This is a genomic window from Chloroflexus sp. MS-CIW-1 (assembly GCF_030444705.1).
GTDB lineage: Bacteria > Chloroflexota > Chloroflexia > Chloroflexales > Chloroflexaceae > Chloroflexus.
The window spans coordinates 2,206,700-2,224,227 of the sequence record NZ_JAUBWR010000001.1 but is presented as its reverse complement, the minus strand read 5'-3'; the positions used below and the strand labels follow the sequence as shown (position 1 = coordinate 2,224,227).

Annotated in this window: 5 protein-coding genes and 2 pseudogenes; 2 read left to right on the top strand and 5 right to left on the bottom strand. The window is 57.7% G+C overall.

The features are described from left to right. Positions 1-226 precede the first annotated feature (226 nt). Positions 227-4,018: pseudogene (locus QTO31_RS08915) on the top strand (magnesium chelatase subunit H); the annotation flags it as partial. Positions 4,019-4,150: 132 nt separating this feature from the next. Here the strand turns inward: QTO31_RS08915 and acnA are convergent. Further along, a complete protein-coding gene (gene acnA / locus QTO31_RS08910; protein WP_301428817.1) occupies positions 4,151-6,892 on the bottom strand; it encodes an aconitate hydratase AcnA in 2,742 nt (913 codons plus the stop codon). A gap of 798 nt (positions 6,893-7,690) precedes the next feature. Between acnA and QTO31_RS08905 the strand changes: the two genes are divergently transcribed. Further along, positions 7,691-9,718 (top strand): cation:proton antiporter, encoded by a 2,028-nt coding sequence (locus QTO31_RS08905; RefSeq protein WP_301428816.1) that lies wholly within the window; start codon positions 7,691-7,693, stop codon positions 9,716-9,718. Between the two features lie 1,018 nt (positions 9,719-10,736). Here the strand turns inward: QTO31_RS08905 and QTO31_RS08900 are convergent. The 4 genes and pseudogenes from QTO31_RS08900 to QTO31_RS19285 all read right to left on the bottom strand — a co-directional run. After that, the gene (locus QTO31_RS08900) at positions 10,737-13,436 is read right to left on the bottom strand and encodes a beta-galactosidase (protein WP_301428815.1); all 2,700 of its coding nucleotides are present in this window, start codon (positions 13,434-13,436) and stop codon (positions 10,737-10,739) included. 1 nt (position 13,437) lies between these two features. Next, positions 13,438-15,336 (bottom strand): glycoside hydrolase family 31 protein, encoded by a 1,899-nt coding sequence (locus tag QTO31_RS08895; protein ID WP_301428814.1) that lies wholly within the window; start codon positions 15,334-15,336, stop codon positions 13,438-13,440. A gap of 12 nt (positions 15,337-15,348) precedes the next feature. Continuing rightward, positions 15,349-16,686 carry an RNA-guided endonuclease InsQ/TnpB family protein gene (locus tag QTO31_RS08890; RefSeq protein ID WP_301428813.1) on the bottom strand — a complete coding sequence of 446 codons (1,338 nt, stop codon included), beginning with the start codon at positions 16,684-16,686 and terminating at the stop codon, positions 15,349-15,351. A 14-nt stretch (positions 16,687-16,700) separates the two neighbouring features. Next, a pseudogene (locus tag QTO31_RS19285) lies at positions 16,701-17,330 on the bottom strand (IS607 family transposase); the annotation flags it as partial. Positions 17,331-17,528: the final 198 nt, after the last annotated feature.

Here is a 17,528-nt window from a genome sequence, read left to right as displayed (position 1 = left end):
TCAAGTGGATGCTTTGAAATTATACCGCAAAATGACCGAAACACAGGCGATATGTAGGGGTGTAGCATCTCATCTTTCACCTTCCATCTCTACTGAACAGGTCTGGTTGCCAAATCTTCACCTACTTCCCTCCTTCTACATGCGGAATCTTTACGAATTGAGACAATATATCTATAATGACGTATCATATAATGTGATGTAATTCGGGCGACAAACTGCAAGGAGATCGGCTATGCGCTTCGTGTTTTTATGTATTGAATCGAACAATGCTCCTGCGTTGCGGCAGGCAGCAGCGAGCATCGAGCGCGAATACGGGCTACGGCTGGCGATTGACTATTTCACGCCACCCGATATGCACACCACCGCCGATTGGGAACGACTGGCTCACGCCGTGGCCCGAGCCGATTTTGTCTTTGGCTCGATGCTCTTCGGCGAGGAGTATGTGCGTCCATTGAGCGACATTCTTGCTTCGGCGTCATGTCCGGTCTGTATGATTATGAGTAGTCCGTCGCTGATCCGCCAGACCCGGATCGGGAAGTTTGATCTGCGTCCCAAGCCAGAGTCGCAACCGAGTGCCTTTCGCCAGTGGCTTAGTCAGTTTCAGCCAAAGCACGGCCATGGCGAGATTCAACGCCAGATGTCGCTAGTGCGTGGCCTGAGCAAGATGCTGAAGTTTTTACCCGGTAAAGCACGCGATATTCATACATATGTCACTGCCCATCAGTTCTGGGCAGCCAGTTCGCCGGAAAATCTGCGTCGTTTGTTGCTGATGTTCATCGAGCGGTATGTGCCAGGGTATAAGGGTAAGCTGCCGGTACTCGATCCGCAAGCTATCCCTGATTCAGGTATCTTTCACCCGGCAGCGCCGGAACCTTTTGCCGATTTGGCGACGTATCGGGCCTGGCGACGTAAGCAACGACAGGCATTTCCTAACGGTACGGTTGGGCTATTGACAATGCGACCCTTCGCGCTGTCGGGGAATCGCGCTCATCTCGACGCATTGATCCGTGCGCTCGAAGCCCGTGGGATCGAGGTACGAGCAGCATATAGCCCGACCCTTGACATGCGGCCTACAGTGGAGCAATTCTTTACCAATGCAGCACAGCGTCGTGGGCGAGCATCTTCAGCCGATGTTGATCTGCTGGTCAATACAACCGGCTTTGCGCTGGTTGGTGGGCCGGCCAGTACCGATCCTGAACAGGCTAGCGCTGTACTTGACCAGCTCGATACGCCGATACTTGATCTCTTCCCACTCGTTTTTCAACGGATCGAACAGTGGCAGGCCGATGATCGAGGAATCGCGCCTTTCCAACTCGCTTTGAATGTGTCACTGCCCGAACTTGACGGTGCAACCGATCCGCTAGTGATCGGTGGTATGCAGCGCGATCAGGAAACGATAACGCCATTACCGGCTGAAATTGAGCTGGCTGCCGAGCGCATTGCAGCCCGTGTTGCGCTACGTCGTACACCGCCTGCCGAACGCAGGATTGCGATCACGCTGTTTAATTTCCCGCCCAACCTGGGCAATGCCGGCACTGCTGCCTATCTCGATGTCTTTACCAGTGTATTTCGGTTGATGCAGGCGTTGTACGCAGCCGGATATACTGTCGAATTACCGGCAAGTGCCGATGATCTGCGCCGTCTGGTTGTGGAGGGAAATGCGTTGCTCTACGGCACGAGCGGGAATGTCGCCGATTCGTTACCGGTCGAAGCGTACCGTCGGCTCTTCCCAGATTATGTTGATATTGAACCATACTGGGGGCCAGCGCCTGGCGAGTTGCTTAATGACGGGAAACGGCTGCATATTCTGGGGCGACAGTTTGGGAATGTGTTTGTGGGTTTACAACCGAGTTTTGGCTACGAACGTGACCCAATTCGTCTGCTGATGAGCAAGGATGCCGCGCCGCATCACGGTTTTGCTGCGTACTATGTCTGGTTACGCCACGTTTTCAAGGCCCACGCAGTGTTACATTTCGGCACGCACGGCGCACTCGAATTTATGCCCGGCAAACAGGCTGGGTTAAGCGCCCGTTGCTGGCCGCTACGCCTGCTCGGTGGCTTACCCAACTTTTACTACTATTGCGTCAATAACCCAAGTGAAGGCAGTATTGCTCGCCGCCGCGGGATGGCGACGTTGATCAGCTATCTGGTGCCGCCAGTTCAGCAAGCCGGTCTGTACAAAGGCCTGCGTGCGCTCAAAGACAGCATTGACCGCTATCATGCACAGCCCGATCCGACACTGCTGGCCGATCTGCGTGCTCAGGCTGAAGCGCTCAATCTGAATGTCGCAGGCGAGGGCGATGCGTATGTTGCGGCGTTAGGCCATGAACTGCTACAGGTAGAACAGCGGATGATCCCGGTTGGTCTGCATGTCCTTGGTGAGCCACCTCAAGCTGCCGAACAGATTGACACTCTCACCCTGATCGCGATGTTCGCTCGCGTGCCGCGTGGCCCCGATCAGACACCGCTGGATCCGTTGCCAGTGATTGTCGGGCGAGCATTGGGGGTTGACTACGCTGCACTTACCGTTCGGTTGCGCGATGATCCAACAGCGCAGCAGCATTACCGTCAGATCGAGGAGATTTGCCGTGCCGCTATCACAGCCCTGGTTGAGGCTGGTTCTGGGCGGGCCGCCGACCAGGCTTTACAGCGCTATGTCAATATCCAGCCCGATCTCCTCACGCCGTTGTGGAACTATTTACTTGACATTCAGCGCCGCATGACAACCGAACGTGAAGTGAGCAGTCTCTTACGGGCACTCAATGGCGGCTATGTTCTCCCTTCGCCAGGCAGTGACGTAGTACGGAATCCGGCGGTCGTCCCGACCGGTCGAAACATCCATGCGTTTGATCCCTTCCACATTCCGACCCCGGCGGCTGCCTCGGCTGGTATGGCTGTTGCCGACGAGCTGCTCGAGCGAATCCGTGCCGAGCAGGGTACGTATCCAGAAACGGTGGCCATGGTACTGTGGGGCACCGACAACATTAAGACGGAGGGCGAGGGGATTGCACAGGCTCTGGCGCTGATCGGCGCCAGAGCAGTTGCTGACGAACTGGGACGAATTACGACGGTCGAGTTGATTCCGCTTGCTGAATTGGGTCGGCCTCGGATCGATGTTGTGCTGACGGTCAGTGGTATCTTCCGCGATCTCTTTGCGGCTCAGGCGGTGCTGCTTGATCGGGCGATCCGCATGGCGGCTACGGCTGATGAACCGCCGACCCAGAACTTCGTGCGTGCCCACGCGCTGGCCCAGGCCAGCGAATTGGGTTTGAGCGTGGAAGCGGCTGCGACCCGTGTCTTCTCTAACGCTTCTGGAAGCTACGGTGCGAATGTCAACCATCTGGTCGAGAGCAGTACCTGGGAAGAGGATACGCAACTGGCTGAGGCGTTTATCACCCGCAAGAGTTTTGCACTCCAGCCAGGTGGTGAATGGCGTGAAGCGCGAGCGCTCATGGAGCGGGTACTGGCTACGGTCAGTGTGACGTTCCAGAACATCGATAGTGTGGAAAACGGAATTAGCGACATTGATCATTACTACGAATATCTCGGTGGTCTGACCAAGAGCGTAGAGAAGGTGCGCGGCGAGCGCCCGACGGCGTTGATGGGTGAGGTGGCCGAGCTGGTGGCACCAGGTGCAAGTCGAGTACGTTCATTGGAACAAGTTGTACGATTGGAAAGCCGAGCCAAACTACTCAACCCGAAATGGTACGAAGGGATGCTCAAGCATGGCTACGAGGGTGTCCACGAGATCGAAATTCGGGTCAGTAACACCTACGGCTGGAGTGCCACGGCCCAGGCAGTCGAAGGCTGGATTTACCAGGGCGTTGCTGAGACGTATCTGCTCGATCCGGTGATGCGTGAACGGTTGGCGAACCTCAACCCCCATGCCACTGCCGGGATTGCCGGGCGATTGCTAGAAGCCCATGAACGTGGCTTCTGGCAGGCCGATGAAGAGACGCTCGCGCAGTTGCGCGAGATTTATGCCGATCTCGAAGATCGGTTGGAAGGTGTACGCTGATCGGTACCTGATACGTCGGAGGGGCACAGCGACGCTGTGCCCCTACTACTGACAATGATTCCCCGTCACCGCACCGGTCGGGACGGAGGAAACCTATCGCACACGAACCCGCGGCCCGTATCCCCAGGCTGCTTAGCCTTGCTTATCTTCGGCCAGCAACTGTCGCAGCACATATTGCAAGATACCGCCATGGCGGTAGTATTCGATCTCTTGCGGTGTGTCAATGCGCACACGAGTCTGGAACTCGCGCACTGTTCCATCGTCGGCGGTCGCACGTACCGTCAGCACGCGACCCTGAGCGAAGCCACTGGCGATTGCATCGGCCAGACCAATCACGTCGTACACCTCATGACCGGTCAGACCGAGACTGGCCGCATTTTCTCCCGGCATAAATTGCAACGGCACAATCCCCATACCCACCAGATTCGAGCGATGGATGCGCTCGAAACTCTCGGCGATCACTGCCTTGACGCCCTGGAGGTAGGGGCCTTTCGCAGCCCAGTCACGTGACGAACCATTGCCGTATTCTTTCCCGGCAATCACGATCAGCGGTGTACCGTCGGCCTGATAGCGCATCGCTGCATCGTAGATGGTCATTACTTCGCCGGTGGGCAGGTAGGTTGTAAAGCCGCCCTCCGTACCCGGCGCCAGTTTATTGCGCAGCCGCACATTGGCGAATGTGCCGCGCACCATGACCTCGTGGTTGCCACGACGGGCGCCGTAGCTGTTGAAATCGGCGGGTGCAACGCCGTGCTCGATCAAGTACTTGCCAGCAGGTGAGTTGACTTTGATGCTTCCGGCCGGGCTGATATGGTCGGTCGTGATACTATCACCCAGAAAGGCCAGCACCCGTGCCCCGTGAATCTCGGCAACCCGCTCAGGCGGCGTTGGACTCATCCGGTCGAAGTAGGGGGGACGGCGCACATACGTACTCTGCGGATCCCAGGCAAAACGATCACCTGCCGGTACTGGAATGTTTTCCCACCGTTCATCGCCAACAAACACGCTGGCATACGAACGGCGGTACATATCCGACTGGATCGCCGTTTCGATCGTCTGCTGCACTTCGGCTTGCGACGGCCAGATGTCGCGCAGGTAGACGGGTTTGCCGTCTTTTCCGATCCCAAGCGGTTCTTTATCCAGATCGATATCGATTCGACCGGCAATGGCGTAAGCTACAACCAGGGGCGGCGACATCAGGTAGTTCGCTTTTACATCTTGCTGCACACGACCCTCGAAGTTACGGTTGCCCGAAAGTACAGAGACTGCTACCAGACCAGCCTGTTCAATCGTCTGGCTGATCTCAGGTGCCAGTGGCCCAGAGTTGCCGATACAGGTGGTGCAGCCGTAGCCAACAACGTGGAAGCGGAGAGCTTCGAGGTAGGGCAGCAGGCCAGCGTTCGTCAGATACTCGGTAACAACCTTTGAGCCAGGAGCGAGTGAGGTCTTCACCCACGGCTTCACTGTCAAACCGGCTTCGACAGCTTTTTTGGCAAGGAGACCGGCTGCAACCATCACCGACGGGTTAGAAGTGTTGGTGCAAGATGTGATGGCGGCGATAACAACCGAACCGTGGTGGAGTTTGTAATCGGTACTGGGGACTGCAACCGCTGTTGCCGCAAAATCAGCCGCCGAGAGCGCCGTATCGGGCTGTGATGGGTTAATGATCGATGGTACGGCCAGGTGGAAGGTACGATTGACATCATACAGCGGCACCCGACCCTCAGGTCGCTTCGGACCGGCCACGCTTGGTTCGACTGTGCCCAGATCAAGTTCAAGAATGGTCGAGTACTCGGCTTCCGGCGTATGCTCATCGTGGAAGAGACCCTGCTCTTTGAAGTAGGCCTCGACCAGCGCAACCCGCTCTTCGCTGCGCCCAGAGAAGCGCAGATAGCGCAGCGTCTCTTCATCAATCGGGAAGATACCACAGGTTGCACCATACTCTGGCGCCATATTCGCAATTGTAGCGCGGTCAGCCAGCGGCAGATTCGCCAGACCAGGGCCGAAGAACTCAACAAACTTCCCAACCACCCCTAGCTTACGCAGCATCTGGGTCACGGTTAGCACTAGATCGGTGGCAGTCGCCCCCTCGCGGAGGCGTCCGGTCAGTTTGAAGCCAACCACCTGTGGGATCAACATCGAGAGTGGCTGACCGAGCATGGCAGCCTCAGCTTCGATACCACCGACCCCCCAGCCGAGCACGCCCAGACCGTTGATCATCGTCGTGTGAGAGTCGGTACCGACCAGCGTGTCGGGGTAGGCCTGCACCGGCCCGCTCGCCCGTGGATTTTCGTCGCTGGTAAATACCACACGAGCCAGGTATTCCAGATTGACCTGATGAACGATACCGTTGCCGGGCGGCACAACCTTAAAATTATCGAACGCAGTTTGCCCCCAGCGCAAGAAGGCGTAGCGTTCGACGTTGCGCTGAAATTCGAGGTCTTTGTTGATCAATAGTGCAGCTTCTGAGCCATACGCATCAACCTGCACCGAGTGGTCGATCACCAGCTCAACCGGTTGTAACGGATTGATCCGACGTGGATCGCCACCCAACGCGGCCATTGCATCACGCATTGCCGCTAAATCAACCACGCACGGCACGCCGGTGAAGTCTTGCAGAATCACCCGCGCCGGCATAAATGCAACTTCGCGCTCGGGTTCGGCCTGGGACTGCCAGTTGGCCAGTGCCAGAATGTCATCGGCGGTGACGGTACGCCCATCTTCGTGACGGAGGAGGTTTTCGAGCAGAATACGCAACGAATAGGGTAGACGAGCAAGATTGACGCCGTGGGCAGTCAGCGCGTCAAGTCGGTAGATTTCGTAGGTGCGGTCGCCGACTGTGAGGGTCGAGCGGGCGCCAAAACTGTTGGTCATTGTTCTTCTCCTTCGGTTGTAACCGTGCAACGGAAGGTCATTCCATCTTGTGGTAAAGCGATTATAGCACGAACTATCAGATTGTTGTGATGCGTCGCACTAATCTGCCGGTGATAACAATAATATATCACTGTTATAGATTCGCTGAAATGTTTTGCTGGGATGGTTAGGGGTCCCGCGCACCCCGGGCAACGCCACCGGAGGCAGGCCGGAGGCCCGCGTACCCTGGGGAATACTACCGGATGCGGGCCGGAGGCCCGCGTACCCTGGGGAATACTACCGGATACGGGCCGGAGGCCCGCGTACCCTGGGGAATACTACCGGATGCGGGCCGGAGGCCCGCGTACCCTGGGGAATACTACCGGATGCTGGCCGGAGGCCCGCGTACCCGGGGCAACGCTACCGGATGCGGGCTGGAGGCCCGCGTACCCGGGGCAACGCTACCGGATGCGGGCCGGAGGCCCGCGTACCCAGGGGAATACTACCGGATGCGGGCCGGAGGCCCGCGTACCCTGGTAGATGACCTATCAGGAGTGATGCTCAACGTTCCCTTGGCAGTGGTTATCCCCCCACCTCCCCCTTCCTCTCCCAAATGGGAGAGGAAGGGGGCTAGGGGGAAGGTGAGGTACTTAACTTATGCTTCGCTCTGTCATTTTGACAGTCTACGTACAATTCCTTATTATTGAAGTATCTATCATCTCTACGCCTGGTTGCGTAGGCCTTTTTGTTCCCCTTGTCAGTGAACAATATCAGCGATTATTTCACCTTTTTTGAGTCTGTATGTTGTGGAGCTAAACGATGCATCACGAGATTTCGCTGCTGGCAAATCTGGCAATTGCGTTAGTCGTAGCGTTTGTCGGTGGCCTGCTGGCACGGCAAATCGGCCTGCCAACGATTGTAGGCTATTTGCTAGCCGGAATGGCAATCGGCCCATTTACGCCGGGGTTTGTCGGTGATGTTGAAGATATTCGCCAACTTGCTGAGATTGGTGTGATCTTTTTGATGTTTGGAGTAGGGTTACATTTTTCGCTAAAAGATTTATGGGATGTGCGTCAGGTAGCACTGCCGGGTGCAATGTTACAAATGGCGATTGCGACCGGCCTGGGATTTGCACTCAGCCAGCTTTGGGGGTGGGCGCCGTTGTCTGGGTTGATGTTGGGCCTGTCAATTTCCATTGCCAGTACAGTGGTGCTGTTACGCGGGTTGATGGATAACGGTCTGTTAAGTACCACCGCCGGCCGGATCGCAGTGGGTTGGCTGGTAATGGAAGATTTGGCAACGGTGCTTATTCTGGTGATGCTACCCATCTTGTTTGGTGGACACAACGAGCAATCGTTGTGGTCGGCTATCCTGTCATTACTGAAGGTTGCTCTCTTTGTCACGGTGGTGTTGTTTATCGGCAGACGACTCTTACCGAAGTTACTTGACGTAATTGTTGCAACTCGTTCACGTGAGTTGTTTATTCTGGCTGCGGTGGCGATTGCCCTCGGTACAGCCTTTGGCGCCGCAGCGTTTTTTGATGTGTCGCTGGCGTTAGGGGCGTTCCTGGCCGGTGTGGTGTTGAATGAAACGCAGTTCAGCCATCAGATCGGTGATGATGTGTTGCCGTTCCGTGAGACATTTGCCGTTATCTTTTTTGTTTCGGTAGGAATGATCGTCAATCCGGTTTACCTCTGGGCAAATGCAGGTCAAGTGTTGGCGCTTACTGCCTTAATTGTGCTTGGCAAGTCCTTTTTCACACAGTTGTTGGGGTTCGTTCTGCCGGCTAGTGGCCGTACCATGCTGATCGTGGCAGCCGGTCTTAGTCAGATCGGCGAGTTTTCGTTTATCCTTGGTCAAGCTGGCGTGACGCTTGGTCTGCTAACCACCGAACAATATTCGCTGATTCTGGCCGGATCACTGCTCTCGATCATGGTCAATCCGTTGATGTTTCGCTCGATAAAAACTGTTGAGCGCGTGATGCAGCGAATGTCACCACGGCTCTGGGAACGTTTTGATCAACATCCGCTCCAACCTGCCGATCTTGAGTTGCCCCGCGAAGGTCACGTGGTGGTGGTTGGCTATGGTCGGGTAGGACAGCACATTGTCAATGTCTTAGAGCGGTTAGGGGTTCCGCGGCTGGTGATCGAGATCGATTCTGGTCGGGCAGCGGAGTTTAATGCCCGTGGTATACCAACGCTCTTCGGTGATGCTGCCAATTCTGATGTGTTAATTCACGCTGGGTTGGAACGGGCACGAGCGCTGGTTGTGACCCTGCCGGATGAGACGGCGACAGAAATGGTGGTGGCTGCTGCGCGTAAGATCGCGCCCAACTTACCGATTATCGCCCGTGCAGCAACCACGAAAGGCGTCGGGCGTCTCTTGCATCTCGGTGCGCACGATGTCATTCACCCAGAGCTAGAGGGTGGCCTGGAGGTGATGCGGCACACGCTGCTTTGTCTGGGGTATCCGGCGACACAGGTGCAGGGCTATACCGATGCAGTACGCCGTGATGAATATGATACCACGGTGTCATCTGATGCTGAACATCAGGCGCTCGATCAGATGGTACGCGCTGCCCGTGGGATCGAGATTGCCTGGCGTTTGGTGAGTGAACAGAGTCCGATTGTGGGGCAAACGTTGGCCGAAGCCAATATCCGTGCCCGTACCGGCGCTTCGGTGATCGCATTGATCCGGAATCAGCAGTTGATCGCTAACCCAAAGTCGAGTACAGTTTTCCAGGCTGGTGATCTACTAGGTTTGATCGGTGATCGCGAGCAGATTGCAGCCGCCGAGCAGTTGTTATCCGGTACACCAGCAGCAGAGCTGGTTCCGGCCACGTCATAACATACGTGAGCGTGTGCCGGAAAGGATTGAGTTCTCAACCCGCCCAGTTAGAATAGGTTTTCCCCGTAGGGGCGGGTGTTCAACCCGCCCAGTTAGAATAGGTTTTCCCCGTAGGGGCGGGTGTTCAACCCGCCCAGTTAGAATAGGTTTTCCCCGTCGGGGCGGGTGTTCAACCCGCCCAGTTAGAATGGGTTTTCCCCGTCGGGGCGGGTGTTCAACCTGCCCATTGGGATAGGTTTTCAACCCGCCCAGTTAGAATAGGTTTTCCCCGTCGGGGCGGGTGTTCAACCCGCCCATTGGGACAGGTTCTCAACCCGCCCAGTTAGAATAGGTTTTCCCCGTCGGGGCGGGTGTTCAACCCGCCCAGTTAGGATGGGTTTTCCCCGTCGGGGCGGGTGTTCAACCCGCCCATTGGGACAGGTTTTCAACCCGCCCAGTTAGAATAGGTTTTCCCCGTCGGGGCGGGTGTTCAACCTGCCCAGTTAGAATAGGTTTTCCCCGTCGGGGCGGGTGTTCAACCTGCCCAGTTAGAATAGGTTTTCCCCGTCGGGGCGGGTGTTCAACCCGCCCAGTTAGAATGGGTTTTCCCCGTAGGGGCGGGTGTTCAACCTGCCCAGTTAGAATGGGTTTTCCCCGTCGGGGCGGGTGTTCAACCTGCCCAGTTAGAATGGGTTTTCCCCGTCGGGGCGGGTGTTCAACCTGCCCAGTTAGAATAGGTTTTCCCCGTCGGGGCGGGTGTTCAACCTGCCCAGTTAGAATAGGTTTTCCCCGTAGGGGCGGGTTTTCAACCCGCCCAGTTAGGATGGGTTTTCCCCGTCGGGGCGGGTGTTCAACCTGCCCATTGGGATAGGTTTTCAACCCACCCATTGGGATAGGTTTTCCCCGTCGGGGCGGGTGTTCAACCCGCCCAGTTAGGATAGGTTTTCCCCGTCGGGACGGGTGTTCAACCCGCCCAGTTAGGATAGGTTTTCCCCGTCGGGGCGGGTGTTCAACCCGCCCAGTTGCGGCGTAAACGACCCTACGCCTTCTCTTCATACACCAGTTCAACTGTACCGGTGCGGGACTGCTCGACGAAGAGTAAGAGTTCGTTGTGCGCGTTTAACCACGAGATCGGCAGTTTGTACTCCTCTTGCGGACCGATTTGCCAAAAGCGACCACAGTTTTGGCCGTTGAGCCAGATGCAGCCTTTGTCGAGCGTACCGGGACGTAATGCCAGGCGTTGTATGGTCGAAGGCAGATCTGCGCGAGCAAAAACTGCCTGTACGAAAGCCGGACCGGTTGGCGGCGCCGGTTGCTCGCTGACAGTGACTCCTGCGCGAAAGCTCCACTGTGCCGGTAGTGGCCGGTCGTCATCGTAACTGATCAACGTGGCCCGCCATGGTGCCCCGGCGTAGTTGAGGATTTGCAACGCCAGGGTGTTGATTCCCGGTTGCAGCAGATGCGTAATGTCGGCGCTGATGAATCCGCCACTGCGATGCCGACTGAACCGCTCAACCGCAATCCCGTTGACGAAGAAGGCACCTGAGTTGCGATCACCGGTGATGTGGACGCGATAGCGCTTACCGGCTAGAATCTCAATAGGACGAATGAGCCAGACCATCGGCCCGGTCCAGGCAAACCGTCCGAGGTGAACGGCTGTCGCATCTGGACGAGCTACCCAGGGTTTGATGTTGGCAACCGCTTCACCAGCGAATTGCACCTCTTGCCAGTAGGCTGCCCAACCGTCGGAAATGTCGATCTGGTTGCCGTCAAGATAGAGAGGCGCGAGTAGCCCTTTCCGTTCCCCCAGACCTAGGCCGTAGTTGAAGCGGCCCAGATTATCAACCAGCAGTCGTAGATCATGACGACCCGCAGGAAGGCTTAGTGGTAGCGTGTAGCGGGGGCCGTTTGGATGCAGGCCTAGCACGCCGACAAACTCGCCGTTGATCAGTACCAGGGCGCGGTCGCTCAGCTCAGGTGCAGCCAGGGTCGTATTCAGTGGCGTCGCCAGCTCAAGCTCGGCCCGGTACCAGCCATAGCCGTAAGGGCAGCCGAGCTGTTCGAGCGGCGCCGGGGCGGGGATCGGCTGCCAACCGGTATCATCGGTTGCTTCCACAACAGCAAACGTGCGTGTAGGGAGTATGGTCCGCCGTAATGGTTGCGGCGGTGGGAGCGGTTGACTACCGTAGCGCTCGGCCAGTGTCTGTGGCAACAACTCGATTAGAAAGGCATGATCTTCCCATGCGACCTCAATCCGTCGCCCTTCGGCAGTAATCCAGTAATCGATCTGCAAGGTCTGTTCACGCACCTGCACGCGGGCAGTGAGACCAGCATCGGCAGCGTTGATGCCTACCGGCGGCTCAGGCAAGTGGAGGATCAGTTTGCCCTGTTCACCTTCACGACCGTAGATCACGAGGGTGCCCTGATCGGGCCAGTATCCGAGAATACGTCCGGTATGAGCAACGACGCTAATTCCACTCTCGCCAAGTGGCAGGTTGGCGAAGATTGGCCGTATACTGGTCGGTTCAACTTCGACACTCAGATGATCACCGCTGGGTAGAAAGACTTCATAGGTGACGGCTTCGAGGCTGGGATTGCTCAGGAACGTCGCGCAGACGTCGCGCCAGGCAGGTGGTGCGTCTGGTGAAGCACGGACAGTACGGTATGGCTGTACACCGCCCTCACTACGACCAGCGATAGTCGGTGGAGCGATGATTGTTATGCCACCGGGGACAGCATCGGCCAGCACAGCAGAAAGTTCGGCCCCGAAACAGCTCAGAAAAAGGTGATGACGACGGGCAACCAGGGCCTTGGCCGTCAGCCGACCATACTCATCAACCGGTGCATCGTAGTCATAGCTGGTTGTCATGTGGATCAGATCGCCGCCGACGGTGCGTCCACCCCAAAAGCCAAAGTTGGTTCCGCCGGCCCACATCCAATGGCTAAACCCAGCGCAACCGACTGCGGTCAGTTGGTGAAGCGTCATATCGAGCTTAGCCGCTGTTTTTCGGTTCTGACGTGCCCCGCCCCAATTGTCGAACCAACCACTCCACAATTCCGAAACAATCATCGGGTTGTCAGGCCAGAGCTGGCGGGTCTGTACCAGCTTCTCGGCAATGCCACTCCAACCGTTGCGAAACTCTGGATTGTTCGGCATTGCGCCCATACAGGTGTATTGCGGCACTTCAATGCCTCGTTCGAGCGCAGCCTGAGCCAGAGTCTGCTGATGACCATCGGCGCCATACACTCCCGACGCCCAGTGCTCATTCTCGATCTGGCAGAGAATAATCGGCCCGCCACGGGTGTGTTGGCGCGGCACGAGGATCGGCATCAGCACATCGAACCAACGCAAGACCGCATCGCGGAAGGCCGGATCATCGGTGCGCAGATGCAGATGACCACTTGCGGTCAGCCAGGCCGGTAAACCGCCGTTTTCCCACTCGGCGCAGATGTACGGGCCGGGACGCACAATCACCTTCAATCCCAGCTCGTGGCAGAGATCGAGGAACGCACCCAGATCGGCTTCATCACTAAAATCGAATTCGCCGGGTTGCGGCTCGTGTCGATTCCAGGGAATGACCGTATCAATTGTGTTGAGACCTGCCCAGCGCGCCTGTTCGAGCAACGGTCGCCATTCAGCGCACGGCCAGCGCATATAGTGAATACAGCCGGCGAGAAGATACCATGGTCGGCCATCAAGTTCGATGCCGTGACGGGTGACGCGAACAGTACGATTCATGTTAGCCCTCCACCCGCTCAAACAACGGTAGACGCTCGAGCGGCGCCGGTACGTTAGCTAATCGCACCGGACCCTGATGGATAACGCCGCTCCAGTAGTCACGCCAGACACCATCTGGCAGATACACATCGCGCTGTCGCCGACCAGGCTGCACGACCGGCGCAACCAGGTAGCGCGCTCCAAGGAGAAACTGGTCATCACAGGAGAGCGCATCGCGATCTGACGGAGCATGCCAGAAGAGCGGACGAACTAATGGTATACCATCACGCAGATTCTCCTCGATGAGCGTTGCCAGGTACGGCGCCAGATGAACGTGGAGTTGGGCGTATTGGCGGCAGATCGCATCAACCTCGCTCCCGTACTGCCACGGCGGGATGCTAAACTGCATAGTGGGCAACAGCGCGCACAACTGCGTCCAACGAACCATCAACTCGCCATTGGGCACTTCACCCTGGTAGGCATTACCGCCAATCATATCCGGCAACACGAACGGGAAACCGCAGATGCTCAGGGTCAACGCTTGGGTGAGCACACTGTGCAGACCGTTATCGATGCCCCAGCGACTCCATTTGTCCCATTCACGGAAGAGGAGACCGCGCCGCTGGCTACGCCAACCGACCCGTACCTCGGCATAAGCAAAGTGATCGGCGACAAACTCGGTATAGCGGTCGGCATACCGACGACGCGGCTCACGCACATAACAGATGGCGTCAGGTGGGATGAAATTGGCTTCCCCAGCATCAAACTTGAAGCCATCAACGCCGGTTTCAGCCTGCAACGAGCGCAATTCACTCAGCCACCAGGCCACCGCTTCTGGATTGGTAAGATCGAGCACACCACCGTAGCCTTGCCACCAGCGCACCAGGTACGGTGAATTATTAGCAGGATGGCGGATCAGATAGCCGCGTCGGGCCGCGACCGCAAAGGCCGGATCACGCGGATCAAAAAAGACCGGTGTCCACAGCGTCACCTTGAAACCGGCAGCGTGCAATTCATCAACCATGCCGCGTGGATCGGGAAACTTCTGCGGATCGAACACATACGCCCCATAACCACGCTGCCAGCGATCATCAATCTCGAGCACCGAGTAGGGATAGCCACGCGCCACGATTTGGGTGGCGAAATCTATCACATCGCGCTGAGTTACCGCCATTTTGTACTGCGCCCAAGTCGTCCAGATCGGTCGCGCAAATAGCTCGAGCGGTGGGGCCGCAGTCGGTCGCCCCAGTAGTGGCAAAGCAGACGCAAACGCTGCCGGGGCATGCGCTGCCAGAATGACATGACCGACCAGTTCTGGGCCGGGGGCGGCATAGCGTTCGTCGAAGCCCAAGGTGGGCGGTGGCGCAGCTTCGCGGGCCGTGATGCGTAGCAAACCATCACCATCACGATTCATCATCACTGCCAGCTCACCCTCACCCTCTTCGAGCAGCAAGGCGGCGCCAGCGGCATTCAGCCAGAACGGAGTCACGATATTGAGCGTCCCGTCTCGTCCATGGTCTGTTGGCTCGAACGGGTCCGAGAGCACCGTTCCACTGTCGAGCGGCCAATGCTGAATCACTCGTTCACCCATGCCGTACCATGGCCGGCCTGGATCAAGCTGCCACTCTACCCGCAGAGCGGGCAAGCGGGGCGGTCCAGACCAGCTCAGCCGAAAGCCAGTAGGTGTACTCTCAATCACCAGGCGAAACACGATGTCTGGGTGGGCAGTTGCATAGTGAATGCGGGCCTGACGTTCACTCACATCAACGTTTGTCACCCCAATAACCGGAATATCGGCGCCATAGGCTTGGGCAACCACCCCCCTACAGATCAACACCGGACGTCCCTCATACGTAAACATCACCTGGCCGTGCGCATCAAAGGTTGCGCTCCCAGATGGACTGTGGATCGTGTGCTGCATGACCATCTGCTATCAAGAAAGTGCGCAAAGGTGCGCACGGTTCTCTTCCTGCCCCGACGTGTCTTGATGACCACCGTCGTCTCTGACAGGCGTGACTTTCCCGGCTGCGGCGGGGACGGTCCCCGCAGCGCCGCCATTACTGGTCGGACTCGCCACGGGTAGGGCAGTTTCGGTTGCCAGCCGTTTCAGGTTCCGCGCCGCATTGAGGTCACGGTCATGGTGCGCGCCACATTGCGCACACACCCATTTTCGATCGCTCAACGTCAGCGCCTCGTTTTTCCAGCCACACATGGAGCACAGTCGGCTCCTTGGATACCAGCGATCAGCAATACCCAACCGCGTTCCGTAGCGTTTCGCCTTGTATTCCAACTGCGAGCGCAACATCCCAAAACCCACGTCAGAGATGGCGCGAGCGAGCTTCTCGTTCGCGAGCATCCCCTTGACGTTTACATCCTCGATCACTACCGCTTGGTTTTCGCAGCAGAGTCGAGTCGTGAGCTTGTGGGTGAAATCCGCTCGGAGATTGGCAAGGCGGGCATGCAGCCTTGCCAATGTCGCAGCGGACGTTCGCCGGTTGTTCGATACCGGTAGGCGCGTTCCTTTGGGCAGGCGGGCACGGCGTTCACATCCTGCTGCCTTCTTGGCGGCTTCCAGCTTGCGGCTGAGGCGCCGACTACGGATTTTCAGGCGGCGCAGCGCTGCGTTGAGCGGCCTGGGCGCCTCAACGACTTCACCGCTGGAGATCGTTGCGGCAGCCTTGATGCCCAGGTCGACGCCGTTGACCTCGTGCGACGTGCGACGCCGATAGCATTGCGCATCGGGCACTTCGACCTGTATTGCCACAAACCAACGATCCGCCGTGCGCGAGACCGTCGCGCCCAGTATCTTTCCTTTGAAGCGCAGTTCCTCGTTCATGGCGACGTCGCCGATCTTGGGTAGGCGGATCGTCTTGCCGTCCAGACGGAACTTGTCGTTGGCAACATACAAGCTGTCGCGGCAGCGCCCCTTTTTCTTGAAGCGCGGTGCGTGCGCCTCTTTGCCAGCCTTGAGGTCAGCGAAGAACCGTTCCCAGGCTTTGGCGAGATGGGCAAACGGCTGGGCGTGTGCGTCCCGGTGAATGTCTCGCAACCAAGGCCGTCCGTTTTCGTCGAGCCACTGTGGGTCGGTGTATTTGATGGCGTTGAACTGCTTTTTGAGCGCCATTGCGTTCGGCTTGCCGCCTGCTGCGTATTGTTTGTTCCATTCATTGAGCGCCCAGTTCCAGACGCGCCGGGCCGTGCCGCAGGCACGCTTGAAGTAATCCACCTGCTCAGGAGTCGGACAAAGAGCGATCTTGTGGGTTCGTTGCATGGTTGGGCCTTTTTGACGCCATGTGCATCCTGTTTCAGCGCTGCATCCACCTGCTTTCGATCGTTCCTCACACCGTATCGCCGAGACGAACAACCGTGCACGATGGTCATCACGTCGTGCACCATTTCCGGTTCGGGAGACAGCCGTTCCTGGGTGAGCACCAGCACTGCGCAGCCATGGGTTTTGGCGTCATGTTCGAACCACGCAACGCCGAACCGGGTGAGGCGGTCCCGGTGCGCGAGGATCAGCATCGTGACGTCCCGTCACCCGATCTCGTCCATACGGGCCAGAAACCGCTTGCGCGTGACGTTCAACCCGCCGCCCACTTCCTCGATACACTCGACCCCCGCCAATCCCTTCGCCACCACGACCTCTTCCAGCACGTTGCGCTGATTCGCCAGGTCCGGCTGCTGTGCTGCACTCGATACCCGACAGGAGGCGACCAGCGTGGGTGGCGCATGGTTCGCCTGCCGCAAACCGATGAACTCACGGATCTGCGTCTCAGGGGAGAGACGGCGGTTGCTGTCCGTTCGGGCCACCGGAATCAGCCTTCCTTCGCGTTCCCAACGCTGCAACGTCTTGACCGAGACACCAAGGAGTGTTGCGGCTTTCCCTGTGCGCATGGTGTTTTCCGTGAGCACCATGCTACACTATCGCGTACTAGAAGTCAAGCTAGAGTCCGGCTCCGTACTCGATCAGAACCCGCTCTGATGATACCAGAATCTGCAGCGGAGTGAAACGAGCATAGCGGGGTAGAAATGAGAGGGAAGATGGAGTAGGTAGAGTCCGGCGCTGCCGGCTACTACTCATCGCGGCTGAGATGGTTTGTGAACTGACTGAAA

Bases quoted from the DNA above. Each gene is read 5' to 3' on its own strand.
- acnA (WP_301428817.1), bottom strand. From the start codon at position 6,892: ATGACCAACAGTTTTGGCGCCCGCTCGACCCTCACAGTCGGCGACCGC.
- QTO31_RS08905 (WP_301428816.1), top strand. From the start codon at position 7,691: ATGCATCACGAGATTTCGCTGCTGGCAAATCTGGCAATTGCGTTAGTC.
- QTO31_RS08900 (WP_301428815.1), bottom strand. From the start codon at position 13,436: ATGAATCGTACTGTTCGCGTCACCCGTCACGGCATCGAACTTGATGGC.
- QTO31_RS08895 (WP_301428814.1), bottom strand. From the start codon at position 15,336: ATGCAGCACACGATCCACAGTCCATCTGGGAGCGCAACCTTTGATGCG.
- QTO31_RS08890 (WP_301428813.1), bottom strand. From the start codon at position 16,686: ATGCAACGAACCCACAAGATCGCTCTTTGTCCGACTCCTGAGCAGGTG.